This is a genomic window from Pseudomonas sp. TMW 2.1634 (genome assembly GCF_001703595.1).
Lineage (GTDB): Bacteria > Pseudomonadota > Gammaproteobacteria > Pseudomonadales > Pseudomonadaceae > Aquipseudomonas > Aquipseudomonas fragi.
This window is the reverse complement of record NZ_CP016849.1, coordinates 2,817,308-2,832,071: the sequence shown is the minus strand read 5'-3', so window position 1 is coordinate 2,832,071 and position 14,764 is coordinate 2,817,308. Positions and strand designations below refer to the sequence as shown.

At 40.7% G+C, this 14,764-nt stretch carries 17 protein-coding genes; 9 read left to right on the top strand and 8 right to left on the bottom strand.

Annotated elements, in window-relative coordinates:
* Window positions 1-27: 27 nt before the first annotated feature.
* From BFC21_RS13460 to BFC21_RS13450, 3 genes are all read left to right on the top strand, one after another.
* Window positions 28-306 carry a hypothetical protein gene (locus tag BFC21_RS13460; RefSeq protein WP_162939342.1) on the top strand — a complete coding sequence of 93 codons (279 nt, stop codon included), beginning with the start codon at window positions 28-30 and terminating at the stop codon, window positions 304-306.
* Window positions 303-548 carry a hypothetical protein gene (locus BFC21_RS13455; protein ID WP_120266240.1) on the top strand — a complete coding sequence of 82 codons (246 nt, stop codon included), beginning with the start codon at window positions 303-305 and terminating at the stop codon, window positions 546-548. The genes BFC21_RS13460 and BFC21_RS13455 overlap by 4 nt, the downstream gene beginning before the upstream one ends.
* A 92-nt stretch (window positions 549-640) precedes the next feature.
* Window positions 641-970 (top strand): hypothetical protein, encoded by a 330-nt coding sequence (locus BFC21_RS13450; protein WP_120266239.1) that lies wholly within the window; start codon window positions 641-643, stop codon window positions 968-970.
* A gap of 383 nt (window positions 971-1,353) precedes the next feature.
* Here the strand turns inward: BFC21_RS13450 and BFC21_RS27275 are convergent, their stop codons facing one another.
* Window positions 1,354-2,085 carry a hypothetical protein gene (locus BFC21_RS27275; RefSeq protein ID WP_162939341.1) on the bottom strand — a complete coding sequence of 244 codons (732 nt, stop codon included), beginning with the start codon at window positions 2,083-2,085 and terminating at the stop codon, window positions 1,354-1,356.
* 370 nt (window positions 2,086-2,455) lie between these two features.
* Here BFC21_RS27275 and BFC21_RS13440 point away from each other — a divergent pair, with 370 nt between their 5' ends.
* On the top strand, window positions 2,456-2,776 hold the full coding sequence (locus tag BFC21_RS13440; RefSeq protein WP_162939340.1) for a hypothetical protein: 321 nt from the start codon (window positions 2,456-2,458) through the stop codon (window positions 2,774-2,776).
* A gap of 8 nt (window positions 2,777-2,784) precedes the next feature.
* Here the strand turns inward: BFC21_RS13440 and BFC21_RS27270 are convergent, their stop codons facing one another.
* The 4 genes from BFC21_RS27270 to BFC21_RS13425 all read right to left on the bottom strand — a co-directional run bounded on the left by BFC21_RS27270 (window position 2,785) and on the right by BFC21_RS13425 (window position 7,419).
* Window positions 2,785-3,684 (bottom strand): AbiJ-NTD4 domain-containing protein, encoded by a 900-nt coding sequence (locus tag BFC21_RS27270; protein ID WP_162939339.1) that lies wholly within the window; start codon window positions 3,682-3,684, stop codon window positions 2,785-2,787.
* Window positions 3,685-3,814: 130 nt separating this feature from the next.
* The gene (locus BFC21_RS13435; protein ID WP_120266236.1) at window positions 3,815-6,097 is read right to left on the bottom strand and encodes a hypothetical protein; all 2,283 of its coding nucleotides are present in this window, start codon (window positions 6,095-6,097) and stop codon (window positions 3,815-3,817) included.
* 15 nt (window positions 6,098-6,112) lie between these two features.
* Window positions 6,113-6,946 (bottom strand): hypothetical protein, encoded by an 834-nt coding sequence (locus BFC21_RS13430; RefSeq protein ID WP_162939338.1) that lies wholly within the window; start codon window positions 6,944-6,946, stop codon window positions 6,113-6,115.
* A gap of 8 nt (window positions 6,947-6,954) precedes the next feature.
* Window positions 6,955-7,419: a hypothetical protein gene (locus BFC21_RS13425; protein ID WP_120266234.1), complete on the bottom strand. Its 465-nt coding sequence runs from the start codon at window positions 7,417-7,419 to the stop codon at window positions 6,955-6,957.
* Window positions 7,420-7,871: 452 nt separating this feature from the next.
* On the opposite strand from BFC21_RS13425, the gene BFC21_RS13420 reads away from it, so the two are divergent.
* From BFC21_RS13420 to BFC21_RS27265, 3 genes are all read left to right on the top strand, one after another.
* Window positions 7,872-8,570, top strand: coding sequence for a hypothetical protein (locus BFC21_RS13420; RefSeq protein ID WP_162939337.1), 699 nt, complete (start codon window positions 7,872-7,874; stop codon window positions 8,568-8,570).
* A 174-nt stretch (window positions 8,571-8,744) separates the two neighbouring features.
* Window positions 8,745-9,896, top strand: a complete 1,152-nt coding sequence (locus tag BFC21_RS13415) for a hypothetical protein (RefSeq protein ID WP_095030224.1) — start codon at window positions 8,745-8,747, stop codon at window positions 9,894-9,896.
* Between the two features lie 52 nt (window positions 9,897-9,948).
* On the top strand, window positions 9,949-10,185 hold the full coding sequence (locus BFC21_RS27265) for a hypothetical protein (RefSeq protein ID WP_162939336.1): 237 nt from the start codon (window positions 9,949-9,951) through the stop codon (window positions 10,183-10,185).
* 64 nt (window positions 10,186-10,249) lie between these two features.
* Here BFC21_RS27265 and BFC21_RS13410 read toward each other — a convergent pair whose 3' ends face one another.
* The 3 genes from BFC21_RS13410 to BFC21_RS13395 all read right to left on the bottom strand — a co-directional run bounded on the left by BFC21_RS13410 (window position 10,250) and on the right by BFC21_RS13395 (window position 13,163).
* Window positions 10,250-11,134 carry a restriction endonuclease gene (locus tag BFC21_RS13410; RefSeq protein WP_120266232.1) on the bottom strand — a complete coding sequence of 295 codons (885 nt, stop codon included), beginning with the start codon at window positions 11,132-11,134 and terminating at the stop codon, window positions 10,250-10,252.
* 561 nt (window positions 11,135-11,695) lie between these two features.
* Window positions 11,696-12,061, bottom strand: coding sequence for a hypothetical protein (locus BFC21_RS13400; protein ID WP_120266230.1), 366 nt, complete (start codon window positions 12,059-12,061; stop codon window positions 11,696-11,698).
* A gap of 19 nt (window positions 12,062-12,080) precedes the next feature.
* A complete protein-coding gene (locus BFC21_RS13395; protein WP_120266229.1) occupies window positions 12,081-13,163 on the bottom strand; it encodes a hypothetical protein in 1,083 nt (360 codons plus the stop codon).
* A 160-nt stretch (window positions 13,164-13,323) separates the two neighbouring features.
* On the opposite strand from BFC21_RS13395, the gene BFC21_RS13390 reads away from it, so the two are divergent.
* Window positions 13,324-13,890 carry a hypothetical protein gene (locus BFC21_RS13390; RefSeq protein WP_120266228.1) on the top strand — a complete coding sequence of 189 codons (567 nt, stop codon included), beginning with the start codon at window positions 13,324-13,326 and terminating at the stop codon, window positions 13,888-13,890.
* 171 nt (window positions 13,891-14,061) lie between these two features.
* Complete coding sequence (locus BFC21_RS13385; RefSeq protein WP_162939335.1) at window positions 14,062-14,478, top strand: hypothetical protein; 417 nt, start codon at window positions 14,062-14,064, stop codon at window positions 14,476-14,478.
* Window positions 14,479-14,764: the final 286 nt, after the last annotated feature.

The window sequence follows — 14,764 nt, the reverse complement described above, 5'->3', positions numbered from 1 at the left end:
ATGTTGAAATAAACAACTATGAATTTAATGAACGCTAAAGAAGAAATAAAGGCTTTGAATGAAAAAGGTATTTTTGATGTAGAAGAAGTAATGCAAGGGATGAGGCTTAAAGTGAAATTTAATGGTCAGGTTGGTCGTGAGTCGATTGTTTATGTGTCGAAAAAACTCAAACGAATAACGATAGAGTTTGCTCCGTATCCTCTGTGGAAAAAAGGATTTTGGGTTTCGCTGAATTCAACGAGTTTGAATTTACTCAACGAAGTGTCTGATGCATTAATTAACAAAAATGAGAGGATAGAAGAATGATGACAAAATTAGAGAGAATTGCTTATGAGTCGAGATTAAAACAGGAGCAGTATGAAAAGGATAAAGAAGATGCGAGGATAAAGGCCAAAAAGGAAGCTGATGAGCGGGTGCCAATCACGATTAATCAGAATTACGAAAAAGCTCAATTAGAAATGAAGAAGCTTCGACCATTCTTGAAGAGTTTAAGAAAGCTGCCAACGTGGGATGAGCTGCAAAAAGAGGAGGGAAATAATCCAGCATGAGCTGGTTTATTTTTGCCTAAATTCTTTAATGGTAAATTTGGCTATATTGAAATGATATAATTCGCTTAATAACCAAATTATTAGAGTTTAGCATGTATGAAGAAATAGATTTGAAGGGAGTGGTAAAAAATAGTGAAGCGTATGCTGCTTTGAATATTTTCAATAGAGAAGTCCAAAAGCACGTCAAAGATTTTGGAGGGATGAATTTAGAGAAAATTGATTCTGCGCTAAAATATGCTTACGCATATTATAGTAACTATCTGAACGAGCATGGCGAATACGATATGACGCTGGATGGCAAGCCAGTTTTCGTAGAGCCTACTAAGGCTGAATCTGCAAATTATGCGTTATTGCTCGTTCAGTTGAATGACAAAGAAAAGAAAGAGTTCAGAAAGGTTTTTTACGGTTCGCATGGCATCTGATTTTTAATTGCCTTATTGAGTTGTTTTTGTTTTTTAAATGTTATGCTTGTAATGTGGGTTTCATTAAAGGGTTTCTCACACATATGTCATGCAAGTGTATAGTTGCGAACTCAGAGCCTCGGCTCTGTTTTTGTTTAGCCTAATTCGTATTGTAATAGCGTGGTATTTTGTGCGCGAGTTCATTTTTCCTTTTAGGTTCTCAGTTAGTCTAAGCCTTTTTTGGGTGCAAGACTCTTTGTCTGCTGGATGGGCAGCTCTATTATAGTTGTCCATCCTTGCAGATAAATTATTAATAATTTTTAGTTGCTAAATTAAGTTTGAAGTATTTAGAAGCGCAAAATTAAAATCTGATTTAATTAGCATTTTTGCATTCAGTTCGTATCTCATTTGAAGAATTTATCTAGTCCGCGTAAAGGTTGTGCTCTTTCATCAAATGGCGACTTAGAGATTACATGTCCTACTATAGAACAGCGAGCCATTACAGCCAGTTCTTCGCTGACGCCAGAGCTTCTCATTGCGATGTGGAGCTTATTGAGTCCGTCAGTGATTTGGTCAGCAGCCGATCCGGATTTTAAACGATTTAATCCTCCCAAATAAAAGTTTTTATCAATGCCTGTACGTTCGATAAATGAGTGAACAAAATCGTAATCACTGCAAGCGGCTGCATCTAATTCATATGCAATCACATCAGCCGTTGCCCCATATTTTCTACAGAGCACTTCATAGAAACGAGCAGCGCAAATCATTATTGAGGGAATCAGAGTATTTCCAGAGTTTGATTCCTCTGCGAATTTCGCAAGATTATCTGCTCCAAACCCGCCTCGATCAGCTGCTTCTAACTGCCACAACATGTCCTTAGCCCGAGGATGACCTCCCTCTGCAGCTTTGTACCAACAATCTGCGGCGAGGTCGAAGTCGTACGGTGATACGCTTCCTCCCCCCCATAGAAGCGAAAGATTGAATAATGCTGATACATGTCCACCTCTGGCAGCGTTCTCCCAATTTCTGCTTGCGGCGTTAAAGTCACCTTCTTGCATAGCGATAACTCCAGCGACATATTGTTTTTCAATTTTTTCTGAGGGGCTAGAATAAAAAGGAGCTTGGAATTCAGTCATATTGGTCGCTTCAGTTTTTGGGGTTGTTGTATAGCTAATCAAGATAGCCTATGGCCATATTTTCTGCATCATATTTCTGGTTTCTGGTTTCTGGTTTCTGGTTTCTGGTATCAGTTTATGTGGATTTTTAGCGAGCGCATAAAGATGAATATTTATGCCATATAAATTTAACATATCTCAGCTTTTTATTAATGCTGAAAAGTTAGTTTGAAATATTTTTAATGATTTATTTGAAATGTCTCGTGCTAAATATTTTTATTATATTTGGTGTATGAAAATTGAAGAGAGATTTTTATTGATTAATTTTTCTTTATGAGCATTTTTTGCTGTGTGGTTTGGTATAATTGAACTCATAACCAAAATATATTTTATGAAAATAATCAAATTCAAGTCTGATGAAGACTATGCAGTATTTTTTGCTCCACTACTTTTCTCTCTCGCACAAATCGCTAACGACTATGGCTTTCAGTGCAAGGGCGATATTTTTATAAATTGCTTAGATGAGACGATTATGTGCGTTGAAGGCTATGACGTAAGAATTAGGTCTGACGTAAGTCTTACGTTCGTCAAAGAAGTAGGTATTGCTATACGCCGCTTCAAAAACAAAGAGGTTCAATTATTTCATGGGGGATTTGTTGTTACTAATAAGCAAATAAAAATGCTGGTTGAAATGGGGCAACAACCCTCCTGATGTTTTCACTAGTTAGACTGGCTTTTCGTTTTGATGACATATCTGATAAAGGCTGCGCCCAAATGTAATGCCAATTCTGCATCTAATTCATCTGAGTTAGGTTTTTTCGAACCTCCATGCCTCACGCCGGGTTCTGAATTTGCATAGTCATAGAACCGTTGAATAACATCAACTAGCATTTTTGGAATGCTTTCGTCTCTTTTCATGTGTTTGAGTACATCGCCAAGTGTTGCAGTTTTTGGGTATAGTACCTTTCCTACACTTTCGAGGGCGCTTATTGATTCTTTGATAGAGTTTTCGCTATCTTTATGCGTTCCTAATGCATAGCGTTTAGCTTTTCTATAGTGGTCCCGTGCGGCTTCGAATTTATCGAGGCTTTTTTCAGTGTTATTAATTCTTTCTGCCAGTGCTTTTGGTAAAGCTGTTTCTAATTCGCTATGATGGTTCAAATGCCATTCGACGTTGTGTTTTGTAAATAAGTTGTTTACTTCTTTTTGGTATGAATTGAAGAACGGTGTTTTGGCTGGAAATATTGGTTCTAGGTCAAATGTAAAGCCATCGTCTCTTAAGTCTATCTTTTTAATTTCCTCACCAATTATTTCGATGAAGTCATAAAATTGATACCACTCACAATTTTTAATTGTATACCTTAGTCCATCTATGCGTGATGCAGAGTCACAATCAAAATCATCAAGCTCGCGGTTTAACTCTAAGCAAAGTCGTGCATTTAGTTTTTTTATGCCTAGCGGGAAGTGATTTATGTTAACTCTGACTGTGTTTGATTCATTATAGATAAAATTCGACAATACGCTTGCAAAGAAATAATGTCTTAGCCATATAGGTGCTTCATTCACTATTGGACCTGATGGGCGATTCGGGTCGAATTCGTTACGATGGGAAAATTTCAAAATAAGCTCCATTTTTCTTTGTAGTTGTGCCGCCACATCTCGAATCTAAGTTTACCATCGGTGCTGTGAATCGAGCGAACGCCTTGCTACCTATCAGTTTGCTAACCCTGATAAATAGCATGACGGTCCTTCACGTTTTCTGCTTGAGTTCAGTGGTGATGGATTTGATGGTCCTTTTCTCCTCTGCCTTCTCATTGAGCTGCTTCGACGTGTCTTCTACTGGAACGTAGTCAGGGTTCACTACCACCGGCTGCGACCCTGAAAGTCTTGAGTCTACCTGCTGAGATTTCTGAGCGGCTTCTGGCGGTTCTTCTGCATCTAGCGATATGCCTGCACGTTTCAACACATCTGCCATTTGAGCAGGGTTCAACCTTTCCGCGCTAGCGAAGTGTTTTATGACCTTTTTCTTCTCATCATTGGTCAGTGTGAGCTTATCTATGTGCTTGAAGTGACCTTGTGAAAGCCCAAGATGGATGCCGTATAGATAGCTGTGAAGCTTCGGACGCTGGTCTACGTCAACGTCTAGCTTCCTATTCGAGCGTAGATTCATAGCGTCTGCTGGCCTTACCTGACCCAACCCCTTTTCCTTGATGAAGTCGTGGATCTTGGTCTTGTTCGAAGCGTTCACCTTGTCCCTTTCAGCGTCCAGCAAAGCCTGAGCTTCTGCTTTGAGTTCAGCCGAGGGTTTGAAATTGTCTATCTCAATTCCATGCAAAACCGCCTCGATGTACATGAGCTTCTGGATAGCCGGGTTCTGCGTACCTTTGAACTCGATGCTGATGAATCCCTGAGCGACGTACCACTGAATGGCTGCTTTTGCTGATGAACGATTTGCTTGGAAAACTTGAAGGCTATCCACGCCGTTCGATTCAATCATCTTGCGGTTGTTGTATGTGCTGATGAGCGAATTTCCCATAGCGATTTGGCTGGTTAGAGACTGCTTGTACGCCCTAGAAGCAAGCATCCTTGCGATAAAGTCCTGAGTGGATTCGTTCGGATGGAACCTGAATGGCGTAGGTTCAATCCAGTCCCTTTTCGTGTACCTGTCTTTCCCATTGACTTGTTGTGTCTGTGTCGCTGTGTGGGTCATGTCTTCGCATTGTTCGTGCAGAGCAACGGCTTCCTCTTGTGTTGATGTGAGGAGCTTTGGCTCAGTCACACCGGCTTTCAGAACAGGGAATTTGACGTTTTCTTTGACTATGTAGAAGGACCAGCTCCCCACATATTTACGGCCAGTGTCTTTATCTTTCTTGAAGGATGGGACGAGCATCACGCCCAGCTCTTTATAAAGGACTGTGTTGAGTTCAGTGACGTTTTTTGATGGGTACATGTTCACCAGCGCCGTGGCTTTCGACACGACTGCTGACACGTCTGTGCGGATCTTCAATCCCTTTGCGAAGTGCTGATAGGTCTCAAAATTCTCGATGACACGCTTCGCTTGGAAGGGGAGGTTTGCGTAGGAGCGGAACGCATCACCAGCGTCCTTATGGAAGATCTGAATGTCCTTGAATTTCGATTTAGACTTGGCTTTCGTGTAACGAAATTCGAACCCTGCGTCAGCAAGTTCTTGCTGGATTTTGGGGTGCGAGTAGTTCACTCCCGCGTGAGCGTTGAGGATTGCGTTGAGCTTGTTGAAGATCTCGGCGTGCTCGCCAGTCACTGCATTGGTGTCTTTGTCGATGACGATTTGCAGGCGATTCTTCTCCCTTTTTTCGTGCTCCATTTGCAGGAGAGTAGGGTGCTTCGCTTCAAGCTCGTACTTCACATCGTCAAACAATTTGATTAGACCGTGGTCCTGTTTGCCCCTGTAAAACTCGTAATACTGGCCGTCGATGGTGTAGCTGCTCATCATGATATGGACGTGTGGGTTGCCATCTTTCAGGTGCGGCACGAAGTCGTAGTAAAAGTTAATTTCTGAGCTGCCTGACATTTTTTGGAGGGTCGCTCTGGCCAACGAGCATAGGAATTTTCCTTTCTCTTCATCAGACTGGCAGTGACTCAATTCTTCGGGCTTGCATGAGATGATGAAGCGGAAAGCGTCCATCTGTTTACCCTTCGACCGGGTGCTATTGTTCCTCCCATCTGCCGCATGGTCGTAGTAAAAATCAGCCTTGGCAGTTGCGTACTCCTTGCGATATTTCGTGATTTCCCTTTTTCCGACCATCGTTTTTTCGACGGTTGAAGGGTGAATCATGTCCATCGGAATGTTGGACTCAGCGAACTCCCGACCAGCATGTAAATCCATTCCATCGTTCTTGTTTGTGTCGAATTTTGGAGACACAAGGTAGATGGAATTGCCTTTGAGATTTTTCTTTCCGCGAATTTCTGGCGCGCCTTTGCTGGTTTTGGCGGGCTTCGCATCTGACGCTGTTGTTTGTTGAGTAGACTCCTCATTTTGAATGTCGATAATCAATTTGTTTCTCGGTAGTTATAGATTTTTGTGTTGCTTTATCAGTGCAATCATTTCGTTTTTTCTCTCGTAAATATTTTTGTAGAGCATTGCTTGGTATGGTTTATTTTCTTTAATCGCTACGTGTGCCGCTTCAGTATTTCTGTTTAGCCTTTGATAAATTTCGAGGGCTTCTAAAATAAGCGGATGGTTCGTTGGCGCTCCTTCTTTGTGAATACTGTGTTCACGAATTAGGTTTTTTATGTTGGTTCTTATGCAGTCGCCTTCGCTTTTCAGAATGTTATAGGTGTCTTCGTCTGTAACAAATGTCATATGCTCTTTTAGTGTTCCCGCAAAATCTATGTCATTTAAGAATTCTGATTTTGCCTCTATCGCTGGTCCGTTATTGACCTCTTTTGTTGTCTTGTGAGTTAGAATTTCGCTAACGATTTTTCCAAGAATAATTTTGACTTCAATGAATTCTTTGAACAGCGTTTCGTGTTTCAGTATCTTGCCCTTGTGATTAATACTCTGACCTTCGCATAGCGATTGGAGCTGCGCGATGTTGGAATTATTCCTTGTGAATTTCCTTTCGATTTCTTTCATGTCTGATTTATCAGCTCCATTTATTATCAGTCCTTTATTTTTTGTAATGCTCATAAGCATATTGGATACGCCTTTCTTATTTCCTAGAAAAGCAAATCTCTCCTCTGCTGTCAGAGTTGATACATCTACCTTGTAATCATCCTCTGTGCGGTCAGAGACTCTTACCTTTTTCATGAACCCTGCATGGTATGCAAGGTCAGTCAGCTTGCGTCGAAACTCGTTAGAGCATCGACATTCGCATTGAAATTTACCATCTGTTTTTTTCATACATCACCTTACGAATTCGAAGGTAATGTTTTTTCCACGTACACAATAAAGTCGCGAAGGTTTGTTGTGTCAGTGATTTTCAAAAGGTACGAGAAGGCTTTGTTAGTCTCTGATATTTTCGACTTGAGAATTACTTCTTGCTCTGTTGCAGACTCGCCCTTACCATCATTTTCAATTTGGTTTTTGAGTGCGTTAATCTGTCTTAATAGAGCTGCATTGCTTGCTGTTTTGTCTTTGATTGACGTTTTGTGTGTTTCAATTGTGGTTTTCAGTCTTAGGAATTCTTCGTCTTGTTTTGGTGTGCTATGCCCATCTAACTTGAGAATCGCAAGCCTTCCGATTTTCGTTGTATCGTTGTTGATGCTTGTTGTGAGTTTCGAGATTTGCTCTCTTGTCTCGTCGTATTTCTTTTGTTTGTTGTTAAGTTCGATTTCTTTGGGTGTGCATTCAATTTGTGATTTTGTATCAGTCATTTTTATGATTGGTTGTTTGATATGTCTATTATAACATTTTGAGTTTTGTTGATTTTTGATTTTTGATTCTTGATTCTGCCTTTCATAGCCATTGATTTATATGTATGAAAGCCTGTAAAAATAACGAATTAAACAAGCGGAGCACGTAGCCTTAGTACTTAACTGGCTTGCCCTGTTAATACTCCGTCCTTGCTTGCTTTAAAATTTTAAGTATTTGATGGTCGAGATTACTAACAGGGCATCGTTTTTCGTGGCTCGAAACGCTTAACAGGGCGTGCGTTTTGGTAGGTCGAAACTATTAACAGGGCATTGATTTAGGGGTGTCGAAATGGTTAACAGGGCATTGATTTTAGGAGGTTGGTTTGATTGATTGGAGAAGGGTTTTTGAAATATTTACCGCTCATAATAAATTTCTGCTTAGTGATAAATTAGCATTAGGCGGAATGGTATAATTGAGAAACAAACAATCTAAATCTCACATGACACACAACAAAATAGAAATTGAAAACGCGGTTGAGGAATCTGAGCAAGACAAAAAAATCACGTCCGAACTCAACGAGATTTGGAATAAAATTGATGAGGATGATTCAAAATCTGAGCATTTGAAAAACGTGAGGAGCAAGAAATTAATCGGTTATGACTACCTCACAGGGCTTCCCATCAACATCATCAGACATTTGATAATCCCCTCGGCCCTTGGCTTCCTCCTGTTCAGAAATGTCGTTGCACTTCTCGCTGACGCTTCGATAGCTGTGACGCTTCTGTCTGTCGTGTCTTGTCTCTTCTTCACGGCTGTCGCTGTGTGCTTCTCTTTCAATTTACTCAAAGCCCAAATCGCTTTTGAATCTGACACTGTGACCAAGAGTGATAGAGCTACACAGATGAGGCTCAGGTCAGTTTTGACCAACGTGTCACCAGTGGGCACGCCCTATTTTCTCAAGCGCACAGCCCTGATTTTGGATCTCATCCTCGGCTTGATCGGTCCCACTATCGTCTTCATGATGATGTACTTGCTCATGTCCGTGGGTGGTGTGTTCGCTACTAAAATTGTGTACGTGCTCATCCCTCTCGTCGGCCTGCTGGCTCTCATCAACAAGCCGGTGAACAAGATGAAGGCAAGGGCAAGTGAAGAGGTGAAGCGCCTCGGATGACCGACCAAAATCCTTTGAACCAGATCATCGAGTCTGGTTTTTTTGGCTCTGGATTTTGTGAGGAGCTTGGCCAAATTTCTTGGTCAGTGACGCTCTGATGTGACGCATGAGACGTGTGAGTGAGAGAGGGTGCTGGTAGGATGCCATCACAATTTTATAGGTAGGGAAGCCACTGTGAAGGGTTCTGATAAAACGTTTGGCAAGTGGTTTGGTTCGAACTGGATCTGGCTCACTGTCGTGGGTGTCATGTTGTCTGGCGTGGCCGGGTTGGGCTACAAAATTTTCTCTACCTATGCCGCAACATTCCCCTACATCTCAAACGACCACACTGCATGGGCAAGCTTCGGTTCCCTGCTCGCGGGCTTCTTCACATTGACAGGTACGGTTGCCACGGTCGCTACCCTTTTGTTCCTCGCACGCCAGAACAAGGCCATGCAAAAAGTAAATCAGGCTCAGCTTGATTCGATGACGTTTGAGAGGTATATCAATCACAGAAAGCTCTTCATCGAGCAATTGCACGAAACGATTTCGGTCCACAAGGGAGCCTTCCGCTTCATAGACCCCAACCATCTGTACAACTGTATCTTTACAGAGAATAGTCCTCACCATTGCGTCTTTTCTGTGCCTCCTGAGTACGATGATAGCGGTAACGCAATTAATCATATTGCTAGAATATTAAGCAGTGCTGAGAGGATTAAATATTTTCTAGACAACACAGAATTGGAAGAGGATGAACCTTTTGAGTTTATTTTTCTTCTCCGAAGTATTAGTGAATATATTTTAATGATTGAGCCGTTGGGTGAGGCTCGTGATGGTGATGTGATATTCAATGGAAAGATTTGTGGTTTCAATATTTTTAGTATTGAGGATATGTTGAATCCTTGCTTTACGATAATTAACGTAATCATGAAATTTACAAATAATAAATTAATTAATGACTTGGAGTATCAACCTAGGTCTAAGCATGTTCGAAAAATGCTCCTATATAAATTTGGACTGAACGAAGGTCAAGGTATAGTTCAAGTCTACGGAGTTATTAAGGGTATTGAACTCCTAGCGTCAGCGTACTATAAATCAATGGAGCTATTCGAAGATTGCAATTTTGCTTTCCCTAAGACAGTTCGTATTTTAAATAATGTATTCGACTCCGCAGCATCTGTAAATGAAATGATAGATGATGAGAGATTTAATGATGTGTTGGATGTATGTCTAGACGAAGTTAGTAAAAAAGTTTATTTGATGGGTGAAGGTCATAAGCATGGTGAGGCTTTCATTGATTTGCATAACATATTTATTTCGCTCATTAGTAGAAAGGGGTTTGTATAAATTATCATGTGTGCGAATGGTATAATGTATTTAATTAATAAACTCCATTCGCATGAAAAAATCAAAAATCCTTTTTGGAATCCTTGCCTCACTATTGTCTTTCAGCTCGTTTGCGCAATCAGATTCTACGTCATCAATCGAAGTCGTTGACCATAGCACTAGCGTCTCTGAAATTTTGCATCCTGATTTTAGTTCAACTGTTATCAGTCATGTTGCTTTCGAAGATTTTGAATCTGGCGTGACGGTTTATGCAGTGCCTGAACCTAAACCAATCGAGATTATCAAGTAATAGTACAAGACAATCAAGCCGACCTAATGAGTCGGCTTTTTCTATCATAGATGACTATCTAAATTTATTTCAGGAAGTCAAGAAGTTGAGAGTCCGTCATGAGTTTAACTCCAGTTGACTGCGAGAGTTCTTCTGCGGATTTAGTGAATCCTGAATTTGAAACTACAATTGATAAGTCTGAATTGTAAAACCTTTGTGCTGCATAAGCTTCTTGTACTGCTGAATTCCCAATTGCAGCTTTGTGATATTTGGTTTGTATGACGATTTTGATTGGGCCTTTTGTTAATAACAAGTCGGCTCCTTGGTCCCCTGATACTTTGGTTAGTTCTGCCGTCCATGACGTATCTTTGTTTATCATGCTCGCGATTTTATTTTCATATTCTACGCCGGTAAGGTCTAGCGCTGCTCCTTGATATTCCTCTCTGTTTAATTCGATATATACATTCATGTTCTTGTATAGCGCTTGCATAATTTTGTCTTTGTTTACTGCTGACCAAAACGCAAATTTCATCCTTGTGGTTTCAAAAGCATTGAAGTCTTCATCAGACATGCTTTCAATAATTGTATTGATGATGGGTTCTATTTTTGTTTTGTAATAGTTGTCAATGTAGGAGTTCCAGCCTAGGCTTATGGTTTCCCCAAACTCATCTGTGCGAATGAGACGGTCTTTTTTAATTAGCAATACGCCCAAATGCTTATCAATTGTTTCAGACGCAATTTTGAATGCGGCAACATATACACCTAGATTAGAAAGAAAATCCTCATCCAGTTTGATTAATGAGATAAATATCTCTTCAGCTTGCACACGCAAGCAGTTGGTGAACCCAAACGTCCATGCGGAAGCGTTTGTTACTTGAATTCTATTGATTGCTTGATTTCGTGGGTTGATGCTCTCTATGGGTAGTTCACCAGATGCAACCAGCATTTCAAATTCTTCTTGAATATTCATATTAAATTCCTTTTTTATTGCCTTAGTTATGGCGATTATTTGTAGAGAATAGATGGATGGCTATTGCGACTGATTCACTCGTATCACGTAGTTCGTTGTCAATTATTCTCAGGCTTGGCTGGTTGACGCTCTGGAACAAGAAGGTTGCGAGCTGGTCGAGGCTTTGGACCGCTTGTGAGGTCTTTATGACGTGCTGGATTGAAAGAGTCAGGTCTTGTTGCGACTCGAAGTGAAACGTCTGTGTTCGTGCTGGACGAAGCCTCATGACTGAACGTGGTGTGTAGCGCTTCAACGTAAAAGGGTCGGACGACACTCGCCTGTGCAGGCGGTAGATGCTGCTCGACAGTAGAAGAGCTGTGGCTTCTGGATACTGACCTATGAGCGTGCGTAGCTCTGACTGAAGAGCGCTTAATCCAGACCTTACTGCTTTCCCGTGCGGGTAATGCTTCTTGTGGAGGACGTACACGCGGTCTTCCAGTGCTTCCAAATCCCTGTTCATTTCTTAACCACTCCTAGCGGTCTCTCCCTAAAAAACCGCCCCAATAGAGGCGGTTGATAGACTTATTTCTGATTTTGTCTCTGGTATTCCTGACCAATAGCTTGGGCATCAGCTTTCGCGCCAAGGTTTGGTTTTGTACCACCAAGCTTGATTACTTCGTTTACGTGCATGCCATCGAAATATTCGGTTAAGTCTTTTTCGTAATCTTCATCGAGTCCATGGTCTATAACCCACTGATTCATAAGATTAGGCACGGCAATTTGTAAGTCTTTCTTCTGTCCCGGTGTGAGTAGTTCGCTACGTTCGACAAATTCCCCAATCTCATGGAGGTTTTTGCCGTGGATTACAGGACTATCATCACTGCTTCCACAACCAGTGAGCAGGATGCTCAAACCTATTGCTATGCATGAATTTCGTATAATAGACATTTAATCGTTCCTTGATTAATTAAGCAGAGGTTTCTGGCTTGTCCATTTCTACTAGCTGCGTTTTCAAATCTTCAATGCGTTTTTTTACTTGTTCAAGGTTGTTTTTATCAGAAACATATGAATTTTCTGTCCAGCGTTTCCAGCCTGCATCATCCAGTGATTCAGCAACGATAACGTTTTTACCTTTGTCAGCCGCTTCAATGAATTTAACATCAACGGTTAAATCACTAGGAGCATATTTGTAAGCCCCTGATGCAGAAATGCTGTACGAAACATGTTGGGTCGAGCCGGGTGTAACACCTTGTCCCGGAAAATTGTCACTGCCACTTTTAGTAGTTATGTTTGTCGAGCCAGCATTCACATCAATTCCGAATAGGATTTGATTGAATGTAAATTTTGTATTGTTAATCACGTCAAATTCGACAAATCGCTTACGTTTACCGTCAGCCTTGATTCCGATATTTTTTATTTCTACATTTTTAAAATCAGCCACGGCTTCTGTGTAGGGTTTTTTCTTGATTTCTGCTTCGCTGATTCTTGCTTCTAGAACTGGAATATTGCCTTCAAGTTGCGCGATGTTTTGAGATATTTGAATTTTGCGTTGGCGAGCAAATTCTAATTTCTGATTTTTTGCGCGCTCTTCCATTTCGCGTTGGCGGTTTGCAGCGATTTCGTCTTGTGCTTTTTGCCATTGCTCTTTTAGCTTGGCGAGTTCTTTATTCCATTCTTCTTGTTGACCGATAATTTTGGAAGGTGTTTTACCATCCATCATTTTCAGAATTTCTTGTTCAGTCGCGTCATCAGCACTGGTGTCAACATTTCGGCCCTGTATCCCACCCATCATTTGACCAAGAATGCCCATGACATTCTCTTCGGGGGTTCTGCCATCGTGGTGCTTGGCGTAGGCGTAGTTCATGCCGGTCTGAAAAGCTTGCTGAAACTTGACCTTTTCGACAGGTTCCATGTCCTTGGTTACTTGCTGGACGCTGGCCTTCATGATTGGCATGGAGGTAGCTTCGATTTTGTCTTCACAGCCTGCAAGCATTGCCATAGAGGCGATGAGCACAGCAGTAGCTAATATTTTACGGGGAAAAACTTGCATTTGGGTTCCATCCACAGCGTTGTTTGGATGCTAATTTTTTCACAGTGGTATGGCCTTAAGCCAGCTTAATCTTTCCCAACCTGCATCTCGTAGTGGCTTTTGGCTTGCCTTCTGGATGACAATTAAGGCTCAACGACTCTCATGGAACATGGAAGAAGGCATGAAAATCATTCAATCTGCTGTCAAATTGACTCTCATCTCGCTTGCGCTGTCTGTGGCTACTGCGGCTTATGCCGTACCCCCACTCGAACCACTCGGGAAAAATCCTAATTTCGTCCGAAATTCAGACCAGCGAAGCAACGAAATCCAAGGGATAGGGAACAAGATTCTTGACGCCGCTTCATCTGCTCGTTACCAAGTGAGAGTGGATACGGATAACACTGAATACGCTTATGCATTTGAGCGTCTTGATGAGTCTGCACTTCAATACACAGGCGACCCTGAAGATATTGCTGGATATAAATTTTTTAATTTAACTATCTATATCGATGGTAAGAAAAGGCAGACTCAAACTACTGCATTTGTACCCAGCGAATATTCAAGCGCTATTCTTTTCAAAAAGATGGATAGAGACGAAAATAATACTTATGACTTCGATTTGGGTATGGATAGTGAAAATCGTATTTACATTATTACATCACCAACAGATGTTGTTTATTTAACTCCGCAAGAAACTATTAGAAAGCCGATGTCAATTCAGGAAAAGAATAAAAGATTCATTTACTGATTGAATGCGAAAAGCCAACTTTGTTGGCTTTTTTAACGACTGCTGGAAAACTCCATGTAAACATTTTAGTAATTTTGGCGAAATATTGACGGCGCTAAGGGGTGATTAATTAGGGGTAAATTTGCTTATTCTGATTTGGTATAATACGTCTATAAACCAAACAACAAAAAAATGAAAAAAATCTTCGAAAATGATTTTACAAAATGCTTAATGTATATACTAATTCCAGTTCTCATTGCTTATTTATCCGGTTTTATCAGTGATAAACTGATTTTGCCGGTATATTGTTGGGCGTTGATGTCAATGGACTTTTTTGAAAACGAAAAAGAAAATTATATAAAAAATCGTATTTATTGGTTTAGTAAGGCTTTTTCTTCTTTATTCTTTTTGGTTCTATTTTCTTACGTTTGGTTTATTCTTCATTACCTTGAAGGAAGCACTTTGTTCTTACAAGCCATAGCGTTCCCAGCGTCGGTGTTTGCATTAATGTATTTATTTGTTGCGGTGATGAAGTGGTTTGATGCGCGTCAAACGCTAATCAACCCAGAGTTGGAGCAGAAGGATATTGACTCAGGTCAAGCTTCCTAAATAAACGGGCAGTTAACAATCAACCAGTCAACAGACTGGTTTTTTAATATTGCCCTGTTAAGTTGAAATTGGCTGTAAGTGATTTGGTATAATTCGTATTAATAATCAAATAATCATTTATGAAATACTTTCCAAAGAACAAAACAGCCAGATGTGTAATCAGTATATATTCAATTGTTGCCGTAGTCCTTTGGGTTTTATACTTATCTTCGAATGAATCGGATATTTTTAATCGATTGTTTTTTGATTTCTTATTAAACTTTTTGATTGCTAGTTATTTTTTTCT